Origin of the sequence: Collinsella ihumii (assembly GCF_900046475.1) — a bacterium.
GTDB classification, from domain to species: domain Bacteria; phylum Actinomycetota; class Coriobacteriia; order Coriobacteriales; family Coriobacteriaceae; genus Collinsella; species Collinsella ihumii.
The window spans coordinates 449,168-467,674 of record NZ_FCOU01000003.1; the positions used below are offsets into that span (position 1 = coordinate 449,168).

The following is an 18,507-nucleotide window of genomic DNA, read 5'->3' on the forward strand; positions in this document are numbered from 1 at the left end:
GCGCACCCCTCGTTTTTTCCCATGGGGTGCGCTGTGCAGGGACCTAAAGATTTCCCCTACGACGATGTTTTAGAAATCGAAATCTGGCACATTCCGATAGCACGCCGCGAACGGTTAATTGGGCACGGTGAACGGCATGATCATGGGAAAGGCAGCGCGATTGCGGTTTTACGCCTCGGTCCCCATCCGCGCGAGCGCCTCGTCAAGAAGCGCACGGGCTTCCCGGGCCGCCTGCGCCACCTCGTGCAGCGCGCGGATCTGATCCCGATCGGCACGGAGCGCGCTGTCGTACGCGTCTTGCCCTGCCCCCGCAGCCATGTAGTCCGCGAGCTTCGCGCCCACATACTCGTCGTCTGCCGATACGAATACCTGCTTGAACGCGGCATCGCCCGCGCGGTTATCATCGGATAGCAGCCCGCGGTACTCGGCGGGCGTCTTGCCGAACGTCTTGCGAAACGCCGCGTTGAACGACTTGAGGTCCGCAAAACCATGAGCCGCCGCGATATCGCTGATGCGGGCGTCGCTTGCCGACAGCTCGGCCGTTGCCGCCGACAGGCGCACGCGCAGCAGGTACTCCGAGAAATTGATCCCGAGCTTGCCCTTGAACAGCTGCGAGATGTAGCTCGCGTTGTATCCGGTCTTTGCGGCAAGATCCGCCAGCGTGATGCGCTCGCGGTAGTTGTCGTCGATGTAGGCCACGAGCCTGCTCACCGCATCCTTGCCGCGCCGGTCGATGCGGTAGGCGCGGCCCCGCTCGTCAGGCACCTGGTCGATGGGAACGACCGCCGACATCAGGCGGTAGAGCAACGCATCGTAGCGCAACCGGCTCGCCGGATCGCGCCGCACGTTCAGCACCATCATCTGGGCCAAGCACCGGCGAATGACGGCGAAGCGCGCCTCGCTTCTCGTCGACTCGTCCGACACGAGCTCCAGGCGGATGAAGTCGTCCTCGCCGAAATAGCCCTTGAAGAACACGGGGTCGATATGGAGCACCATGGCGATATTGCCCTGCCCGAGCCCCAGCGTCGCATGCCCCTCGTTGGGATTGATGAGGGCCATGTCGTCTTCTTTCAGGATGTGGCGCGCGCCGCTGACGCACATCTCCACGGACCCCTTGAGGACCACGAGCAGCTCGAAATCCGTATGCCAGTTGTAGTGGTACGACCCGATACGGTACACGTAGTGCTCAAGCTTGAGGTTGGCATGCGGGTTCTCGTACGTATAGCGCAGCTGGACGGATTCCATGGGCTCGCTCCCTTCCCTCGCGTGCCATGGTAGCAAATCGACCGCCCACGATGCGGGAAGCCAGGATGCACGTCCGCCATACCGCCCCTTCGCCTCCGCTCTGCCACCAGTGGAGGCTACGGCGAGCATTTTTGCTGAAAAATCGACGTTGTGGACGCCTCGTTTCGCGACGCCCTGAATACCGCACGTGCTGCAGCGGCGTTACCTGCGGAAACGCCGCTGCAGCACGTGCCGTTTCGGGCGGGTCCGGATTTGAGCCGTCCACAACGTCGATTTTTCAGCAGTTTCCAGCTCGCGAGCCTCCACTGCCACGCTCTGACGGAAACCCCGGATGAAGGAAAGGTCCGGAGCCGCCCGGCGCGGGATGAATTGATAAGTGGTTCCCTACCGCCCTCCCCTTCCGCTTCCGCCAAAAATCCGCCCTTTCGCCCATGTTGCGCAACAGCGCACCTGGTTTCGCGCGCATCATGAAATAACCCCCTTACGCTTCTCAGGGGGGCATGGACAACAGGAAGGAGCATCCCCATGAAACGACCGCGCATCTTGGCGATCGCGCTTGCCGCCATGCTGGCCCTCACGCCAGCTTTGGCGAGCGCTCAGCCGCAAAGCACCTCCATTGCCGAGCCGATCGTTCGCACCGCTGACGACCAGGCGGCATCCGACATCGACCTGCAGGCAACCTACACCACGCTCAATATCCCCGGCACCGACCTCTACGACGAGGCGTTCGAGGTGCTGGACATCGTGAACCAGCATCGCACGGCAGAGGGGCTCAGGCCGCTTACCATGGATGCCGAGCTGCTCGAAGTCGCCATGCAGCGCGCCGCCGAGACCGTCGTGTCCTACAGCCACACGCGTCCGAACGGCACAGTATGCTTCACCGCCTCCAGCAAGATGTTCGGCGAGAACATCGCGACGGGCCAGTGGACCGCCGCTGAGGTCATGGACGACTGGATGCACTCTACGGGCCACCGCGAGAACATCATGAACTCGAGCTATGCGAGCATCGGCGTCGGTTGCTTCCAGGCTCAGGACGGCGCCCTGTACTGGGTCCAGTGCTTCAGCCCCAGCGCCGGCACCGCCGCCACCCAACCTGCCAACATCGATGTAGCGCACCCGGTCGAAGTGTACACGGGCCACATCAACCCTCAGATCGCCGTCGGTATCCCCGGTGTCGAGCAGACCGACGACACCGCGTTCATGCCGCGCGGTTCTCGCAATCCCATCATCCTGCAGGGCATCAACGCCGGCGAGCAGGGCTGGAACACGAGCTACTTCATCAACGCCGACAGCTTTACGTGGACGTCATCCGACGAGAGCATCATGACGGTCGAACCTGACGGCACGCTCATTGCGCTTGCTCCGGGCGACGTCACCATCACCGGCGTCTCCGGTGGACTGCAGATCGACATCTTCCTGACCGTGACCGACGAGAGCCCCTTCTCCGATGTGGACGAGACGCAGTGGTATGCCGAAGCCGTCAACTTCGCCTCGAGCAACGGGCTCATTACCGGCTACAGCGGCTCCGACCGCTTCGGTATCGGCGACGATATGACACGCGCACAGCTCGTGACGGTGCTCTTCCGCATCGCTGAGCCCAACGGCGCCGATCCGAACGCCGTCAACACGACCGGCATGTCCGATGTCAAGAACGGCGAGTGGTACACCTCCGCCGCTAACTGGGCCGTCGAGAACGGCGTGGTCAACGGCTTTATTCAGGCGGACGGGTCCGCTCTGTTCAAGCCCGACGACCCCATCACCCGCGAGCAGTTCGTGACCATCCTCGCCAACTTCACCCAAGCAGACACCGCCGCAGCCGATGACAGCGCCTTCAACGCGCTGCCCGACCATAGTGCCACAAGCAGCTGGGCCACCCCGGCGGTGACGTGGGCGGTCGATGAGGGCATCATCAACGGTAAGGACAACGGCGGCTCGCGCGTGCTGGCCCCCGGTGACGTCGTGACCCGCGAGCAGGCCGCAGCCATCCTCATGAACTCCTACAACCTGGGTGTTTTGCCGTAAGGGAAACGCTTCTCGCATGTAACGCCGCGGGCTGCCCCGTTCTGAGGGACAGCCCGCATTTCTTATCTGCGGGGTAAGCCCCGCGGGAAGCCAGAGCGCACGTCCGCCATACCGCCCCTTCGCCTCCGCGCCGGCTCCAGAGGAGGCTGCGGCGAGCATTTTTGCTGAAAAATCGACGTTGTGGACGCCTCGTTTCGCGACGCCCTGAATACCGCACGTGCTGCAGCGGCGTTACCTGCGGAAACGCCGTTGCAGCACGTGCCGTTTCGGGCGGGTCCGGATTTGAGGCGTCCACAACGTCGATTTTTCAGCAGTTTCCAGCTCGCGAGCCTCCACTGTCGCGCTCTCGCAGAGACCCCGGACGAAAGATAAGGCCCGGGGCCGTCCCGCATAATGCGAAACGGCCCCGGGCCAGCTTATGCAGCGATCAAATCGCTCGGCGCGCAGGCGCTTAGCACAGCTTGGCGCCCGCCGGCATGGCGTCATCGAGCATCAGCACGTTCAGGCGCTCCTCGTCGCCCTCCTTGTGCACGGCGCTGATGATCATGCCGCACGAATCGATACCCATCATCTTGCGCGGAGGCAGGTTGGTGATGGCGACCAGCGTGCGACCGACCAGGTCCTCCGGCTCGTAGAACGCGTGGATACCCGAAAGGATCGTGCGGTCCGTACCCGACCCGTCATCGAGCGTGAACTGCAGGAGCTTCTTGCTCTTGGGCACCGCCTCGCAGGCCTTGACCTTCACGACGCGGAAATCGGACGTGCAGAACGTATCGAAATCGACCATGTCCTCGAACAGCGGCTCGATGGCGACCTTGCTGTAGTCGACGGTCGGCATCTTGTTCGGCGCGATGGACACGCCAGAGGCGGCCTGGGCAGCCTCCTCGTCCTCCTTGGCGCGAGCGGCGGCCGCACCGTTGGCGCTACCGCGCTCGGGCTTCATGTGCGGGAACAGCAGCACGTCGCGGATGGATGCCTGGTTGGTGAGCAGCATGACCACGCGGTCGATACCGATGCCGATGCCGCCCGCCGGGGGCATGCCGTACTCGAGGGCGCGCACATAGTCCTCGTCGTACTCCATGGCCTCCTCGTCGCCGGCGAACTTCTCCTCGACCTGCTTGCGGAAGCGCTCCGCCTGGTCGACAGGGTCGTTCAGCTCGGAGAACGCGTTGGCGTACTCGTGACCGGCGATGACGAGCTCGAAGCGGTGCGTGAGGCGCGGATCGTCCTCGTGGCGCTTGGCGAGCGGGCTGACCTCGACCGGGTAATCGCACACGAACGTGGGGTTCACGATGGAAGGTTCACCCTTCTCGTCGTAGATCTCGGCGATGAGCTTGCCCGGGCCCCACGCGGAGTTGACCTCGATACCGCACTCGGACGCCGCGGCGCGCAGCTCCTCGATCGGCGTGTCAAGGGTGAGCTCGCGGCCCATGACCTCGGAGACGATCTCAGTCATGGGACGGCTCGGCCACGTGCCGGACAGGTCGATGGTCGTGCCCTGGTACTCGATCTGCTCGGACTCGTTCACGGCGGCGTTCGCAGCCTTGATGACGCCCTCGGCGAGCTCCTTCATGCCCTCGAGGTCGGAGTAGGCGCGATAGGCCTCCATGGTGGTGAACTCGGGGTTGTGCGTGAGGTCCATGCCCTCGTTACGGAAAATGCGCCCGAGCTCGAAAACGCGCTCGTAGCCGCCCACGAGCAGGCGCTTGAGATGCAGCTCGGTGGCGATGCGCAGGTAGTTCTCCTGGTTCAGCGCGTTGAAGTGCGTGATGAACGGCTTGGCCGTCGCGCCGCCCTGGATGGTCTGGAGGATGGGGGTCTCGACCTCCATGTAGCCGTTATCCTCCATGTAGCGGCGGAAGGCCGACACGATGCGCGAGCGCTTGGCAAAGGTCTCGCGGACGTCGGCGTTCACGATGAGGTCGACGTAGCGCTGGCGATAGCGCGTCTCCTTGTCGGACAGGCCATGGAACTTCTCGGGTAGCGGGCGGACGGCCTTGGACAGCAGAACGAGCTTGCGCGGAGCCACGGAGAGCTGGCCGCGCTTGGTGCGGACCACGACGCCCTCGGCGCCCACGATGTCGCCCAGGTCGAGCTCGCCGAGCAGCTCCCAGGCGTCTTCAGGCATGTCGTTGATACGGCAGAACAGCTGCATGTCGCCGGTGGGGTCGCGCAGCACGATGAACATGATCTTGCCCTGGCCGCGCTTGGCGACCACGCGGCCGCCGATCTTCACGACATCGGCGGTATCCTCGCCGTCGGCCAGATCGGCATAGTTCTTCTCGATGTCAGCCACGTAATCGGTGACATCCGAGTGCTCGGGATACGGGTTCTTGCCGGCAGCGTACAGCGCCGCGCGATCGGCCAGACGGCGCGCACGCTCGTCGTTGAGCGTGGAAGCCGCATCAACCTGGGTTTGGTCCATGGTATCTCCTCTTATATAACGTGAAACGCTCCCTGAGGCGCACGGTCCCAGGGAGCGAGCAGGCAGGTGCGCGCGGGTCCGCGTGAGCCCAAAGAACGCTGCTCAATCCATCTCGCGCCCGGCGCGTAGGCCCGAGCGCGAAAGCAATTGATCAGTGATTCCTAGCGCGTGATGTTCGTGATGGTGTAGATGCGGGTCTTGCCGGAAGGAAGGACGACCTCCACCGTCTCGCCGGCGCCGTGGCCGATGATGGCGCGGCCGACGGGGCTCTCGTTGGAGATCTTGTGCTCCAGGGAGTTGGTCTCGGTCGTACCCACGAGCGTGACGTCGGTGGCGACGCCGTCGCCGTCGACCAGCGAGACGGTGCAGCCGATGGAGACGATCAGGTTGTGATCGCCGTCGGCGACGTCGCGCGCGTTGGCGAGGATGGCCTGGATCTCGGCGATGCGGGCCGCGTTTTTGGCCTGCTCCTCCTTGGCGGCATCGTACTCGGCGTTCTCGGAAAGGTCACCGAACGCGCGGGCTTCCTTGATGTGCTCGATGATCTCCTTGTTCTTCTCGCCCTCGCGCCACTCAAGCTCCTCGATGAGCTTCTGGCGGCCATCGGCTGTCAGTACGATCTCGCTTGCATCCATGCGCACAAACTCCTCGTCTATGTCTGCTCGGCAGCACCGGTGCGGCCGATATCCTCACATAACATGGAAATGACCGGCATGCCCTGGGGCAGCCGGCCATCGCTCACCCCGATTGTCAGGGTTTGAGCTAGTCCTCCTCGATGGGGCTTTCATCCTTCTTGGCCTTGGCCTCCTTGGCCTCGGCAAGCTTGGCCTCGAGCTCGCGAATCTCCTTGTCCTCCTCGCTCTCGGGCTCCTCCTCGGTGGCCTCATCCTCGGTGGACATACCCTCGCGGATGTTCTTCACCGTCTTGCCCAGGGAGGCGCCGAGCTTCGGAAGATTCTTGGGGCCGAAGATCAGCAGGGCAACGATCAGAATGACAACCCACTCAAAACCCTTAGGGAACATACTTTTCCTTCCACGGTACTCAGGTACAGTCGAGATGGAAGCCGCATCTCGCAAGACAAGGCGTTTCCAGCTCGAAAGAGTATACCGCGCCTATGTGGCGCAAACAACACCGCCATATTTTACACGCGAGCGCGAAACACGTCTGACAAGGATACGACATGCCCTTATCGCGCAGCTGAGAGACCGCGCGCAAGCGGCCACGGGCCTCTCCCATCAACAAAAAAGACCGGAGCGATCTCTCGCCCCGGTCCTCACATGCAATGGTCGGGTTGACTGGATTTGAACCAGCGACCCCCGCGTCCCGAACGCGGTGCTCTACCAAACTGAGCCACAACCCGAAAGCTTGATTATCCTACCACACTCCGAAAACGAATGCTAGGGAAAATCTACCCGACAACGATATTTGGCCCCGACTTCTCCATTTTTACCGCCTGGGCCCACCATCCGTGCTCGTTGAGCGCGGAGAGCGCGATGGCCTCGGCCGCCATCTGGGTATCGCACACCGCGAACACCGAGGCGCCGGAACCCGAGACCTCGACCGCGCGCACGCCGGGCTGCTCGCGCATCCACGCCACGATGGTTCCGATCTCGGGCATGAGGGCGCACGCCGCCGGCGCGAGGTTGTTGCCGATATGCGCGAAGATCGACGCCTCATCGTGCTCGCGCATGGCCGCAAGCATCGGGTCGAGTTCGGGCAGATCCTGGGGGTCCGCATCGAAATGCGCGTAGGCCTCCCCCGTCGACACGCCGCCGTCGAGCGGCTTGACCAGCGCGACGGGCGTTCCGGTCAGCGGCCGGAAGACCTCACGCATGATATCGCCCGCCCCGGTGAAGTACGCCGGCGGCCCATAGAGGAAAAACGGCACGTCGGCGCCGATGGAGCGGGCGACGCGGTCGATCCGCTCGTCAGCCGGGTCGATCTTCCACAGATGGCAGATCCCCTTGATGGTCGCAGCCGCGTCGGTGGACGGGCCGCCCAGCCCGCTTTTGATCGGGATGTGCTTGTCGATGAGGATCGTGAAGCGCGGCTCGCGGCCGAACGCCTCCCCCATCGCGACGGCGGCTCTATAGGCCGTGTTCTCCTCCATGGGAAAGCCCGCTTCGGGGACCGTGCGGACCATGAGCTCGTCTGCCGGCGCGATCGCCAGCGTGTCGGCCAGATCGATCGCGGTCATCACCGTGTCCACGCGATGGTAGCCGCGCTCGTCCTTGCGCGGATGGACGCCCAGATACAGGTTGATCTTGGCGGGCGCCGTCACCATGATGAAGGAGGGGGCGTCCATGGTCTAATGCTCCTCGAGCTGATTTCCCAGCGGCGTGAACAGGTGCTCGCTCGTCTCGGGGTCGAACAGCTCGACGGTTCCCGTCAACACGTCGACGTACTGGTAGGACTGACGAGACTTGCGGCCGCGGCGCTCATCGACCTCGACGATAAAGACGGAAGGGTGCACCGTCTTGATGGTGCCCATGCGCTCGACGACGCGGGTGCGGCCCATGTTGGCCTTGACCTTCACGCGCTGGCCGATCATCTGGGTCAACTTCTCATGGATGTCATCGACGTGATTGACTTCCAGCTCTTCCATAACGCCTCCTACAGAGACAAAAGGCGGGCGCGATGCCTACGCACAGAATTGTCCCAAGATATCAAACAAACGCACAGAGTATAGCAAGCCCGCATCAACATTGCACGTCAGCGCGGCAGATATGGAGGGCTTGACAAATAAGCGACAAATGGGGCGCGACGCGCTCGGACGGGGCCATTACCCCTCCCGAGCGCGCCGCGCCCCCAATACAGCACCGCGCTACAGATCGTCGGTATCGAGCAGGATGGTGAAAGGACCGTCGTTGACGAGCTCGACCTGCATCATCGCGGCAAACGTGCCCGTCGCCACATGCTCGACATCGGCACGGACCAACTCGACGAAGTACTCGTAGAGCTCGCGCGCCAGCTGTGGCGCCGCCGCATCCGTGAACGATGGGCGACGGCCGCGGCGGCAGTTGGCGTACAGCGTGAACTGCGAGACGACGAGCACCTCTCCGTCCACGTCGGCAAGCGAGAGGTTGGTCTTGCCGTCGGCGTCCTCGTTGATGCGCAGGCCGCGCAGCTTGCCCCACAGCTTGTCCGCCTCGGCGCGCGTGTCGGACGCGCCCACGCCGAGCAGGATGAGGTACCCGCGCCCGATCGACGCGGTGCGCTCGCCCTCGATGGTCACGCTCGCGCGCGTCACCCGCTGGACGACCGCCCTCATTCGTCCTCGCCGGAGATCTTGGCGGACAGGGCCTCGAGCGCATGGAACCGGTGGCTGATGGCGTTCTTCTCGGCTGGCGTGAGCTCGGCCATCGTCTTGCCCGGCGTGTCGTCCGGCAAAAACAGCGGGTCGTACCCGAAGCCGTTCGTGCCGCGACCCTCGCGGCCCACGACACCCTCGCAGGTCCCCTCGCCGTAGGTGACCAGGCCGTCCGTATCGATCAGGGCGACGACGCTCACGAAGCGCGCCGTGCGCTCGCCGTCAGCGACGTCGGCCAGGTTCTCGAGCAGCTTCGCGTTGTTTGCCGCGTCGTCGCCGTGCACGCCCGCGTAGCGCGCCGAGTACACGCCCGGCTCGCCGTCCAGCGCGTCGACCACGAGGCCCGAATCGTCCGCGATGGCGGGAAAGCTGGTCTGCTCCACCGCCGCCTCCGCCTTGATGAGGGCGTTCTCCAAAAACGTCGTGCCGGTCTCCTCCGGATCGTCGAACTCGCCCAGCTGGCCGAGCGCCACGAAGCGCACGTCGGGCAGCACGCGGGACAGGATGTCCTCGATCTCGGTCAGCTTGTGCATGTTGCCGGTCGCCACCACGATGGTGCGCGCCGGATCCAGTTCATCTATGTCGATCTTCTCGAGCGCCATGTTGCTGTCATCCTCCTCGGTATGCCGTGTGCGTGCGGTCAGTCCTCGTCGCGAAACGCGGTGACCCGGTTCTGCAGGTCGATCAGCTGCTTGATGCCGGCCTCGCCCAGATCGAGCAGGCGGCCCAGTCGCGCCCGGTCGAACGGCGTCTGCTCGCCCGTCCCCTGGATCTCGACGATCTCGCCGGTATCGGTCGCCACGAGGTTCATGTCCACCTCGGCGTGCGAATCCTCGATGTAGTTGAGGTCGAGCAACTCGGCCCCGTCGACCACGCCCATGGACACGGCGGCCACCTGGCCGGTGAGCGGCAGGCGCGAGATCTTGCCCGCCTCGACCCACGCCATGAGGGCGTCATGCAGCGCGACCCAGGCGCCGGTGACGCTCGCCGTACGCGTGCCGCCGTCGGCCTGGAGAACGTCGCAGTCCACGGTCACGGTATACTCGCCGAGCGCGCGCAGGTTCGTGACCGTGCGCAGGCTGCGGCCGATCAGGCGCTCGATCTCCATGGAGCGGCCCTTGCGGTTGGCGCGCTCGCGCGGGCTGCGGCGACCGGTGGCCGCGGGCAGCATGGCGTATTCGGCCGTCACCCAGCCCTGTCGGCTCGCGCGGCGCCATGCGGGCAGCCCCTCCTCGATGGTGGCGGCGCACAGCACGCGCGTGTCGCCGAACTCCACCAGGCACGACCCCTGCGCATGCTTCATGACCTCGCGCGTCAGCTTGACCGGACGCAGCTTATCCGCAGCGCGCCCATCGACGCGGTTGATCTCCATGTGGTCCATATTTCTCGCACTCCTCACTATCTTGCTGTTAGTAGCGGTCGAGCTCATCCAGGCTGATGTGCTCGATGCTCTTGAGCGGCTGGCCGAAGATGAAGCTGCCCGCCGCCGCGAACTCCGCGATGTTGTCCGACGTGGTCGCGAAGCGGTGCTCGGGCACTACGTCGTCTTCCGCCAGCTGCTCGCGGCGGACCAGGATGTCGGTCAGCTCGCGCGTGGTCTCCTCGGCCGACGACACGACGCGGACGCCTTCGCCCAGCGCATGGCGAATCGGGTTCACGAGCAGCGGGAAATGTGTGCAGCCCAACACGACCGTGTCGATGCCGATGCCCGGCTCCAAGATGGGGCCGAGCGTGCGCGCGACCTCCTCGCGGTTCTCCGGCGTGTCGAACACGTCGCCGTCTTGCAGCCAGCGCTCCTGCAGGTGCGCGCCGGTCGCCAGCTCGTTCTCGACGATCTCGACGAAGCTCGGCGCGGGGCACCCGTACACGGACACGCCGGCATCCAGGTCGCGGATGGCGCGCGTGTAGGCGCCCGTGCGCACCGTGAGCGGCGTCGCCAGCACGCCCACCTTGCGCGTCCGCGTGCTGTTGATCGCCGCGCGGGCGCCCGGGGCGATCACGCCGATGACCGGAACCGGGAGCATCTGCTGCGCGATCTTGAGGCCGGCAGCCGTGGCGGTGTTGCACGCGATGATCATGATCTTGATGTCGTGGGCTGCAAGCCAGCGACCGGCCTGCAGCACGAATGAGCGCACCTCGCTCTCCGAGCGCACACCATAGGGGCAGCGCTTGGTGTCGCCCACATAGTAGATGGACTCGTGCGGCAGCGAGGTCGCGATCGAGCGCGCCACCGTCAGGCCGCCGATACCGGAATCGAAAACGCCGATAGGCCTGTTGTCTCCTTGAGCCGCCATCTGAGCATCCCCTCCTATGCGAGCGCCGCGAGCAGGCAGCGCATACTCTGGACCCAGCCGTCGACGATGCGGCCGCGCGTCACGAACGCGTTGTCGTGCGTCGCCAGGAACTCTTCGGCCGTCGGGTTCTTGAGGCCGTTCTCGACGAGAAAGAACGTATCGCAGTAGTCTGCCATGAGGAAGTCCGAGGTCGCGTCGCCGATAGCCATGGTCTCGGACAGATCGATGCCGCGCAGCTCGCAGAAGCGCTCGATGCCGCGGCCCTTGTTCAAGCCCTGCGGCATAAGGTTGAACGCGCGGCCCTTCACGCCCTCGGGAAGCTTGAGCGTGGTGGGCGCGGAAATGTAGTTGAGGTAGCCGTTGTCGCCCCAGTCAAGCTCCGCGCCCGAGCGGCGAATGATGTCGCGGGCGTCCTCGTCGGGAATCTCGCCGCGCATACCCACCGTCACCTCGCGGTGCTTGTAGCCGGTCGACATATCGTTGTGGTATTCCAGCAGGCCTGGCCAGCGATTCTGGAACTCGTCGAGAATGCCCGTCGCCTCGATGCACTCATGCGGCGAGTAGCCCCAGATAGGATTGAAGGGCATGTCGGCGGTGAAATACTCCCAGCGGTTATCGCTGCGGTCGAGCATGAGCAGGCCGCCCATCTCGCCGATGTAGGAGTTCAGACCGAGCAGACGCGTGTCCTCGTGCAGCATGGAACGATTGCGGCCCGAGCACGGGATGACCTCGATACCGGCGCGTTTGAGCTCCAGCAACGTGGCGACGAAGTCGATGCACGGGTTCCCCTCGGCATCTGCCAGCGCGCAGGAACCAGGCGCGAGCATGGTGCCGTCGAGGTCAGTGAACACGTAGCGCACGCGCGACAGGCGCTCTTTGAGCTCGCCGGTGGGGATATCGGGCAGCACGGTATGGGGCATGGGGCCTCCTCGCAGACGCGGATTCGTCGCGCTCCATTGTAGCCCGACGATCCCGACGAAGTGGGGACGTCGACATTTCGCGCATATCCCTAAGGAGACGCTGATCGGTTGCGTTCGCGGCGGTCGGTTCCATGGCGGGCGCGCGTATCCGCCCGCGTGCGAAACCGTACCCTGATAAAAGGTTTTATCAAGGTGCGCGAGAGACCCGTTTTGAATTTGGTATCAACTCTTGGGCAATAAAGACGGCTTGGGGGGCGAATCGGAGGCCCCTCCCGGGGCCTCCGGGATCAACCGGACGGAGAAACCGCAGGTCACAGGCTTGTCAGATATGGCCGTTTTCCTTGCATACTCCCCGATTTGATACCAAATTCGTTTTCAGAATATATTAACACCCTCTTTCCTGGGGTTTTGCGGTGCGGCTTCCCCACCGTGCGTATACGGGGCCCGGAATCTGCCTGTCGCACGGTGGGAACGCGCGACAGGCAGATTCCGCGTCTTGCGAGAGGCGCCGATGACACAAAACTGACCGTTTGGCACGCTAAAGGGGGTCAATAGAAGCTCTTAGCGTGCCAAACTGCCCGTTTTGTGTCATCGGCCCCATCCCTTTGCGCTATACTTACCCCCACGGGCGATTGGCGCAACGGTTAGCGCAGGTGCTTTACACGCACAAGGCTGGGGGTTCGAATCCCTCATCGCCCACCACTTGGTTGTTACGGTCCCAGCAAAGGGACCGTTTCTTTATCGGGCCCCTTACAGAGGGATTCGAACCCGAAGGGCCTCATGGTGAGCAAAGCGCGTAAGCGTCTTTGCCACCATGAGTCGCAAGGCGGGCGCACGCCCGCCGCAGCGGGAGGTCGCTCGCGGAGCGAGCGGCCGACATCCCTCATCGCCCACCACTTGGCTGTTTCGGTCCCAGCGATGGGACCGTTTCTTGTTTGAGCCCGTCTCAGAGGGATTCGAACCCCGTTGGGGGCGCGGAGCTGAGCAAATGCGTTGAGCATTTGCCAGCGAAGCGCGCAAGGACGCCGCAGGCGTCCGCAGCGGGAGGTCGCGCGAAGCGCGGCCGACATCCACAAGACGTCGGCCGCGAGCGCTTCCGCCGTGCCCGAGCACGCCCAGTGGATCCACGACCTGAGTGCACGGCTCGCAACAGGGTCCGGAACGGATATTTTGGGGCTGGGTCGTTATTATCCAAGGCAGTGCGCTGTGCCGCCTTGGGTGATAACGACCCCAAAATACCAGCTCCGAATGTACGCGCTATGCCAGCACGCGCGTCAAGCCCTCCACCAGGGCATCGGCTTCCGCCTCGCCGCAGATAAGCGGCGGCAGGAAGCGCAGCGTGTGGGCGCCGGTCGCGTTGATCACGAAGCCGGCGTCGAGCATCTTGGCCACGACGTCGTGGGCATCGCCCACCGCCTCGTCCAGGTCGCAACCAATCATCAGGCCACTGCCGCGCACCTCAACCACATGCGGCGCGCCTGCGAGCTTCTCGCGCAGATAGCCGCCCACCTGCTCGGCATGCTCGTCGTACCTGCCGCGCGTCAGCTCGCACAGCACGGCGCATGCTGCGGCAACAGCCAGACAGCTGCCGCCGAAGGTCGTGCCGTGGTCGCCCGGGCGAAACACGTCCGCGATCTCCTTCTTGGCCACGCAGGCTCCCGCGGGCACGCCGCCCGCGATGCCCTTGGCCAAGCTCATGATATCCGGCTCGACCCCGTAGGTCTGGAAGGCGAAGGGCTTTCCCGAACGGAAGATGCCCGTCTGCACCTCATCGGCGATGAGCACGCCGCCCACACCGTGCACGAGCTCGGCCGCGGCCTCCATGAACTCCTGCGTGAGCGGATGCACGCCGGACTCGCCCTGGATGGGCTCGAGCAGGACCGCGCAGATCTCGCTGCCGTAGCGCTCGAAGATCCCGCGGAGCTCGTCCACGTCATTCGGCGTGCAGGCGACAAATCCGCCGGGCAGCGGCTTGAAGCTGTCCTGCAGGCGGTCCTGCATGGTTGCGGCGATGGTCTCGAGCGTGCGCCCGTGGAAGCTGCCGCGCAGCGCCACGATGGTGTTGCCGCCGTTGCCGGCGCGCTTGGCGTACAGGCGCGCAAGCTTCATCGAGCCCTCGTTGGCCTCGGCGCCGGAATTGGCGAAAAACGTCTCCCAGACCTGCTCGCCCTCTGCAGGAGCCGCAGCGGCCAGCAACGCATCGGCATCGCCCGCAACGGCAGCGTCCGCCACGGCACGGGCGCCGTCCATATCGCCGTTCGCAAGCTTGGACAAAAGCGCCGCAACCTCGCCGCGGTGCTCGATATAGAAGTAATTGGACACGTGCAGCAGCTGCTCCGCCTGCGTGCGCAGCGCATCCGTGAGCACGGGATGGGCGTGCCCCAGGCAGCACACGCCGATACCTGCCAGAAAGTCCAGGTACTCGCGGCCGGCGTCGTCGACCAGCGTCATGCCGTGGCCCGATACGAAATCGACCTCCGAGCGGCCGAACGTATGCATCACGTACGAAGACTCAAGCGCCTTCTGCGTAGAAAGAGACATGGTGGTTACCCCTCGCGTTTCCCTAGATGTTTTCGGACAGCCGCGCAGCGAACTGCGTCAACGGATGCGGATGCGTGTCCTGCTCATACGCGGTATGCGTCGAATGGATGACGGTTCCGACACCGGCGTCGGTCAGAAGCTCGAGCAGCAGCGAATGCGGCGACGTGCCGTTGATGATATGCGAGCGGAAGACGCCCGCCTTGAGCGCATGGATGCAGCTCTCGAGCTTGGGGATCATGCCCTTGTCGACCTCGCCGCGCGCGAGCATCTGCTCGGTCTCCTCGAGCGTCAGGTTGGAGATGAGCGAGTCCTTGTCCGAGAAATCCTCGTACAGGCCGTCGACGTCGGTCAGGAAGATCACCTTGTGCGCATGGACCGCCGCGGCGATGTGACCGGCCGCGACGTCGGCGTTGATGTTGAAGAACCCGCCGTCCTCGCCCTGGGCGACCGTGGCCACCACGGGGATGTACTCGTTGTCCATGATGCTTTCGAGGTAGTCGGCGTTGACGCGAACGATCTTGCCCACACGGCCGAGCTCGGGGTCGAGCTCGCGGGCGACGATGGTCCCGGCGTCCGCGCCCGATACGCCCACGGCAAGGTTGCCGTGCACGTTGATGGCCGCCACGAGCTCCTGGTTGACCTTGCCGCCCAGCACCTCGCGCACGATCTCCATCGTGGCGTCATCGGTCACGCGCTGACCGTGCTTGAACTCGACGGGGATGTCGTAGTGCGACAGCGCCTCGTTGATGTCCTTGCCGCCGCCGTGGACGATCACCGGCTTCATGCCGATGATCTTGAGCAGCACGATGTCGCTCATGACGTCGGCGCGCAGCTCGGAATCGACCATGGCCGCGCCGCCGTACTTGATGACGACGGTCTTACCGGTCAGGTTCTTGATCCACGGAAGCGCCTCGAACAAAAGCTGGGCGGTTTCCTCGTCGGAACGGGATGCGGAGCGTGAATCGCGTGCGTACTTCATGTGCGGTCTCTTTCAATAGATGGCCGCCCGCATGACGGGCGGGCGGCCGGCCCCGATGCGGGGCCATGGATGGTTCGGCGAGGGCCGAGTACAGCCTATGTGCGGTAGTCGCCGTTGATGGTGATGTACTCGTGGGTCAAGTCGCACGTCCAGACCGTCGCCGTGCCCTCTCCGGCGCCGAGGTCTGCCGAGATCACGATCTCGGGTGCCTCGAATCGTCGCAGGGCCTCTTCCTCGTCGAACGGCACCGTCAGTCCCTCGCGGCACACCGGCAGGCCCATGATGTCGATGGAAGTGCGGGTCTGGTCGAACGCCACGCCGCACTTGCCGAGCGCCGCGGCGATGCGGCCCCAGTTGCAGTCGCGGCCCGCGATGGCGGTCTTCACGAGCGGCGAATTCGCCACCGCGCGGGCGGCGGTATCCGCATCCTCGTCAGTTGCCGCGCCGGTCACGTTGACGGTCACCAGGCGCGTGGCGCCCTCGCCGTCCGCCGCGATGGCACGCGCCAGGCTCTCGCACACGACGTGCACGGCGTAGACGAGCTCCTCATAGGCCTCGGTGCCCTCGCGGATGGGCTGCTCATCGCTCGCCGCGGCGCCCGAGGCGAGCATGATGCAGGTGTCGTTGGTCGACGTGTCGGAGTCGACGGTCACCTTGTTGAAGGTCTGCTTGACGCAGGACGTCAGGATCGTGTGCAACGTCTGCGGCTCCACCGGCGCATCGGTGGTGATGCAGGCGATCATGGTCGCCATGTTCGGCATGATCATGCCGGACCCCTTGACGCAGCCGCCCACCGTGAACGTGCAGTCGACGTACTCGAGCACGCCGCTCTCGTAGGTCACCGCGAGCTCTTTGGGATGCGTGTCGGTGGTCATGATGGCGCGCGCCATGTCGGCTCCGCCGGCCACGGAGAGCTGGTCGTATGCCGCGGGGATGCCCGTCTCGAACGGCGCGATGTCGAGCTGCTGGCCGATGACGCCCGTCGAGGCGACGAGCACCTGGTCAGAGGTGCACCCGACCACCTGCGACACGATGTCGCAGGTCTCGCGCGCTACGGCGAGACCGGGTTCGCCGGTCGCCGCGTTGGCGTTTCCGGAGTTGATCGCCACGGCCTGCACGCGGCCAAAGCCCTTATCGGGACCGCCCAGATGCTCGCGGCTGACGGTCACCGGCGCCGCGCAGAACCGGTTCGTGGTGAACACGCCCGCAGCGCTTGCCGGCTTGTCGGCCACGATGAGGGCAAAGTCGGCACGCTCCGGGTTCTTGCGGAACCCCGCGTGGATGCCCGCGGCCTTGAAGCCCCGAGCGCTCGTCACGCCTCCCCCGGGGATAGCGCGCAGTCGTGTGTCAAAGGCATCGACATTCATGAAGACAGTTCTCCTCGTCCGTCCTGATACTGGCATCAGTGTAGCGCAGCGCCCTGCGACGCCGCGACCGAATCGACGATCGCGGCGGATGGCCCGCTCGACTACACCGGCAGGGCGCACAGAGGTAGACCGCAGGTCTCGTCCAGGCCGAGCACGATGTTGGCGCACTGGATTGCCTGGCCGGCAGCACCCTTGCACAGGTTGTCGATAGCCGAGGTGATCACGAGCATGCGGGCGCGGCCGTTCACCGCAAGGCCGATCTGGCAGGCGTTGGATCCCGCGACGGAGCTCGTCTTGGGGAACTGACCCGCGTCGAGCACGCGCACGAACGGGCTGCCCTCGTAGAAGGCGCGATAGCGCGCGACGGCGTCCTCGGTGGTGAGCGTGTCGGCGACCTCGGGAGCAAGCGGGATGTTCACCGTGGACAGCAGCCCGCGCTTGAGCGGGGCGAGATGCGGCGTGAACACCACGCGGTCTTCAAGGCCGAGGATCTGCTCGATCTCGGGCGTGTGGCGATGCTTGCACACGCCGTAGGCCTCGACGTTCTCGTCGGCGCTGCAGTAGTGCGTGCGCGCGTTGGCGGACTTGCCCGCACCGGTCACGCCCGAGATGGCGTCGACGACGACCGAGGAGCCCTCCGCCATCCATCCGGCCTGGATCGCCGGATACGCGCCGAGCGACGTCGCCGTGGGATAGCAGCCCGCGCAGGCCACGAGCACCGCTTCGCCCGCGGCACGGCTCGCAGCGGCCCGCGCAAGGTCGGCCGCGAACAGCTCGGGCAGGCCGAACGCGCGCGTCTTCAGCAGCTCGGGCGAGGTGTGCTGCGTGTTGTACCACACCTCGTAGACCGCAGGGTCGGACAGGCGGAAGTCAGCGGAGAGGTCGAACACGCTCACGCCGGCCTTGAGCAGACCGGGCGCCGCAGCGAGGGCGGCTGTGTGCGGAACGGCCAGGAAGACCGCGTCGCACGCCGTGAGCAACGGGTTGTCATGCGTCGTGAACTCCAGGTCGCTCACGCCGGCGAACGCGGGATACACGTCGACGAGCTTCTGGCCGGCGTCGGCGTTGGACGTGATAGCGACGAGCTTGAACTGCGGATGCCCCAGCAGCAGGCGGACAAGCTCGATTCCCGCATATCCCGCTGCTCCCACGACTCCAACCCGATAGGCCATACGACGTCATCTCCAAAATGCATATTCTTGGCCTGAAAATGCATATATCCGCATCTTCAATCCCTATTCATTGAGCAAGTTGAGACAATAGCACTCCGATTATGAGAAGGGCGGCAGTTTTTCACAGGATACATTCTCGCAACACAGCATGGTGCTTTTAGGGACAGGTGATTTTTGTTCATGCCGGCGCGACGGCGCCGGCATGAACAAAAATCACCTGTCCCTAAAAGC

The 18,507-nt window shown here is 64.7% G+C and carries 16 protein-coding genes and 2 tRNA genes; 2 read left to right on the forward strand and 16 right to left on the reverse strand.

Features of this window, described 5'->3' with window-relative positions:
- Window positions 1–168 precede the first annotated feature (168 nt).
- Window positions 169–1,245 (reverse strand): helix-turn-helix domain-containing protein, encoded by a 1,077-nt coding sequence (locus BN3789_RS03215; protein WP_066829847.1) that lies wholly within the window; start codon window positions 1,243–1,245, stop codon window positions 169–171.
- A gap of 525 nt (window positions 1,246–1,770) precedes the next feature.
- On the opposite strand from BN3789_RS03215, the gene BN3789_RS03220 reads away from it, so the two are divergent.
- Entirely contained in the window at window positions 1,771–3,267 is a 1,497-nt protein-coding gene (locus BN3789_RS03220) for an S-layer homology domain-containing protein (RefSeq protein WP_066829850.1), read from the forward strand.
- Window positions 3,268–3,718: 451 nt separating this feature from the next.
- Here BN3789_RS03220 and lysS read toward each other — a convergent pair whose 3' ends face one another.
- The 11 genes from lysS to BN3789_RS03275 form a co-directional block, all read right to left on the reverse strand.
- Window positions 3,719–5,692, reverse strand: coding sequence for a lysine--tRNA ligase (lysS, locus tag BN3789_RS03225; protein WP_066829855.1), 1,974 nt, complete (start codon window positions 5,690–5,692; stop codon window positions 3,719–3,721).
- Between the two features lie 161 nt (window positions 5,693–5,853).
- Window positions 5,854–6,327, reverse strand: coding sequence for a transcription elongation factor GreA (gene greA, locus BN3789_RS03230; protein ID WP_066829858.1), 474 nt, complete (start codon window positions 6,325–6,327; stop codon window positions 5,854–5,856).
- Between the two features lie 127 nt (window positions 6,328–6,454).
- The gene (tatA, locus tag BN3789_RS03235) at window positions 6,455–6,715 is read right to left on the reverse strand and encodes a twin-arginine translocase TatA/TatE family subunit (RefSeq protein ID WP_066829860.1); all 261 of its coding nucleotides are present in this window, start codon (window positions 6,713–6,715) and stop codon (window positions 6,455–6,457) included.
- Window positions 6,716–6,976: 261 nt separating this feature from the next.
- Window positions 6,977–7,053 (reverse strand) — tRNA-Pro (locus BN3789_RS03240).
- A 48-nt stretch (window positions 7,054–7,101) separates the two neighbouring features.
- Entirely contained in the window at window positions 7,102–7,998 is an 897-nt protein-coding gene (ispE, locus tag BN3789_RS03245; protein WP_079989056.1) for a 4-(cytidine 5'-diphospho)-2-C-methyl-D-erythritol kinase, read from the reverse strand.
- A 3-nt stretch (window positions 7,999–8,001) separates the two neighbouring features.
- Window positions 8,002–8,298, reverse strand: coding sequence for a Veg family protein (locus tag BN3789_RS03250; RefSeq protein WP_066829863.1), 297 nt, complete (start codon window positions 8,296–8,298; stop codon window positions 8,002–8,004).
- A 219-nt stretch (window positions 8,299–8,517) separates the two neighbouring features.
- Window positions 8,518–8,964 carry a D-aminoacyl-tRNA deacylase gene (dtd, locus tag BN3789_RS03255; protein WP_066829866.1) on the reverse strand — a complete coding sequence of 149 codons (447 nt, stop codon included), beginning with the start codon at window positions 8,962–8,964 and terminating at the stop codon, window positions 8,518–8,520.
- A complete protein-coding gene (gene rdgB, locus BN3789_RS03260) occupies window positions 8,961–9,605 on the reverse strand; it encodes an RdgB/HAM1 family non-canonical purine NTP pyrophosphatase (protein WP_066829869.1) in 645 nt (214 codons plus the stop codon). Before rdgB ends, dtd begins: the two co-directional genes overlap by 4 nt.
- A gap of 38 nt (window positions 9,606–9,643) precedes the next feature.
- Window positions 9,644–10,384, reverse strand: a complete 741-nt coding sequence (rph, locus tag BN3789_RS03265) for a ribonuclease PH (protein WP_066829872.1) — start codon at window positions 10,382–10,384, stop codon at window positions 9,644–9,646.
- 28 nt (window positions 10,385–10,412) lie between these two features.
- Complete coding sequence (murI, locus tag BN3789_RS03270) at window positions 10,413–11,297, reverse strand: glutamate racemase (RefSeq protein ID WP_066829875.1); 885 nt, start codon at window positions 11,295–11,297, stop codon at window positions 10,413–10,415.
- Window positions 11,298–11,311: 14 nt separating this feature from the next.
- The gene (locus BN3789_RS03275) at window positions 11,312–12,217 is read right to left on the reverse strand and encodes an HAD hydrolase family protein (RefSeq protein WP_066829878.1); all 906 of its coding nucleotides are present in this window, start codon (window positions 12,215–12,217) and stop codon (window positions 11,312–11,314) included.
- Between the two features lie 626 nt (window positions 12,218–12,843).
- Here BN3789_RS03275 and BN3789_RS03280 point away from each other — a divergent pair.
- Window positions 12,844–12,919: transfer RNA gene (locus BN3789_RS03280), tRNA-Val, on the forward strand.
- 555 nt (window positions 12,920–13,474) lie between these two features.
- Here BN3789_RS03280 and BN3789_RS03285 read toward each other — a convergent pair.
- From BN3789_RS03285 to argC, 4 genes are all read right to left on the reverse strand, one after another.
- A complete protein-coding gene (locus BN3789_RS03285; protein WP_066829881.1) occupies window positions 13,475–14,758 on the reverse strand; it encodes an aminotransferase class III-fold pyridoxal phosphate-dependent enzyme in 1,284 nt (427 codons plus the stop codon).
- 22 nt (window positions 14,759–14,780) lie between these two features.
- On the reverse strand, window positions 14,781–15,737 hold the full coding sequence (gene argB / locus BN3789_RS03290) for an acetylglutamate kinase (RefSeq protein WP_066829885.1): 957 nt from the start codon (window positions 15,735–15,737) through the stop codon (window positions 14,781–14,783).
- A 95-nt stretch (window positions 15,738–15,832) separates the two neighbouring features.
- Complete coding sequence (gene argJ, locus BN3789_RS03295) at window positions 15,833–17,104, reverse strand: bifunctional glutamate N-acetyltransferase/amino-acid acetyltransferase ArgJ (RefSeq protein WP_066829888.1); 1,272 nt, start codon at window positions 17,102–17,104, stop codon at window positions 15,833–15,835.
- Window positions 17,105–17,205: 101 nt separating this feature from the next.
- Window positions 17,206–18,276, reverse strand: coding sequence for an N-acetyl-gamma-glutamyl-phosphate reductase (gene argC / locus BN3789_RS03300; RefSeq protein WP_066829891.1), 1,071 nt, complete (start codon window positions 18,274–18,276; stop codon window positions 17,206–17,208).
- Window positions 18,277–18,507: the final 231 nt, after the last annotated feature.

Bases quoted from the DNA above. Each gene is read 5' to 3' on its own strand.
- BN3789_RS03215 (WP_066829847.1), bottom strand. From the start codon at position 1,245: ATGGAATCCGTCCAGCTGCGCTATACGTACGAGAACCCGCATGCCAAC.
- BN3789_RS03220 (WP_066829850.1), top strand. From the start codon at position 1,771: ATGAAACGACCGCGCATCTTGGCGATCGCGCTTGCCGCCATGCTGGCC.
- lysS (WP_066829855.1), bottom strand. From the start codon at position 5,692: ATGGACCAAACCCAGGTTGATGCGGCTTCCACGCTCAACGACGAGCGT.
- greA (WP_066829858.1), bottom strand. From the start codon at position 6,327: ATGGATGCAAGCGAGATCGTACTGACAGCCGATGGCCGCCAGAAGCTC.
- tatA (WP_066829860.1), bottom strand. From the start codon at position 6,715: ATGTTCCCTAAGGGTTTTGAGTGGGTTGTCATTCTGATCGTTGCCCTG.
- ispE (WP_079989056.1), bottom strand. From the start codon at position 7,998: ATGGACGCCCCCTCCTTCATCATGGTGACGGCGCCCGCCAAGATCAAC.
- BN3789_RS03250 (WP_066829863.1), bottom strand. From the start codon at position 8,298: ATGGAAGAGCTGGAAGTCAATCACGTCGATGACATCCATGAGAAGTTG.
- dtd (WP_066829866.1), bottom strand. From the start codon at position 8,964: ATGAGGGCGGTCGTCCAGCGGGTGACGCGCGCGAGCGTGACCATCGAG.
- rdgB (WP_066829869.1), bottom strand. From the start codon at position 9,605: ATGGCGCTCGAGAAGATCGACATAGATGAACTGGATCCGGCGCGCACC.
- rph (WP_066829872.1), bottom strand. From the start codon at position 10,384: ATGGACCACATGGAGATCAACCGCGTCGATGGGCGCGCTGCGGATAAG.
- murI (WP_066829875.1), bottom strand. From the start codon at position 11,297: ATGGCGGCTCAAGGAGACAACAGGCCTATCGGCGTTTTCGATTCCGGT.
- BN3789_RS03275 (WP_066829878.1), bottom strand. From the start codon at position 12,217: ATGCCCCATACCGTGCTGCCCGATATCCCCACCGGCGAGCTCAAAGAG.
- BN3789_RS03285 (WP_066829881.1), bottom strand. From the start codon at position 14,758: ATGTCTCTTTCTACGCAGAAGGCGCTTGAGTCTTCGTACGTGATGCAT.
- argB (WP_066829885.1), bottom strand. From the start codon at position 15,737: ATGAAGTACGCACGCGATTCACGCTCCGCATCCCGTTCCGACGAGGAA.
- argJ (WP_066829888.1), bottom strand. From the start codon at position 17,104: ATGAATGTCGATGCCTTTGACACACGACTGCGCGCTATCCCCGGGGGA.
- argC (WP_066829891.1), bottom strand. From the start codon at position 18,276: ATGGCCTATCGGGTTGGAGTCGTGGGAGCAGCGGGATATGCGGGAATC.